The following is a 659-nucleotide window of genomic DNA, read 5'->3' on the forward strand; positions in this document are numbered from 1 at the left end:
TTGGAATTATGTGGATGTGAAAGAGTAGTATTGAGTGAATTTAAAAGAAGTGTAGATTATATAAATTTAAAATGTAACAGTTGTCTATTAAAAATTTTCTTATATGAAGATCTAAAGGAAGAAGAGATAAAAGAGAATGATTTAGTTATAATTTTTTCAAATATAAATTCGTTAAAAAATATTCAGAACCAATTAAGGTGTAAAAGAGTTTTTATATCCAAAGGTTCAATTTTTTTAAATAAAATAAAAAATGGTTTAATTCTTCCCTCAAACAATAAAAAAATTCTTTTAATAACAAAAATCTCAGATTCGTTAAAAAGAACCCGAAAAGGCTTTTTAAATTGTTTTATAAATAACCCTGAGTAAAAAATAATGGGTTGAATCCCCTCTCAGGGAAATAAAGAGGAGGAGATTAGGAATGAAATATATCAAGCCAACCTATAAAAAAGTTGAAGACAATGGGATAAAAATGTATGGTCCCCCACCGGCAGTAGCTATTGTTATAGCCATAGCTATTGTAGGAATAATCTACGCTTAACTTTTATAACCCCTTGGGAGAAAAATGTGGTTCAACTCCGCCTCCTGAGAGGCAAGTAAAAATGAAATTAATAATTTTAATTTTCTTTTTAAACAGAGGGGATACATTAAATACAAAAATT

At 27.6% G+C, this 659-nt stretch carries 1 protein-coding gene; it reads left to right on the forward strand.

All coding sequences use genetic code 11. The features are described from left to right. Positions 1-366 (forward strand): hypothetical protein (locus ABDH49_09285; protein ID MEN3047130.1); only part of this gene is annotated, 366 nt, incomplete at its 5' end. Positions 367-659: the final 293 nt, after the last annotated feature.

This window comes from Candidatus Hydrothermales bacterium (assembly GCA_039630235.1).
Lineage (GTDB): Bacteria > Hydrothermota > Hydrothermia > Hydrothermales > JAJRUZ01 > JBCNVI01.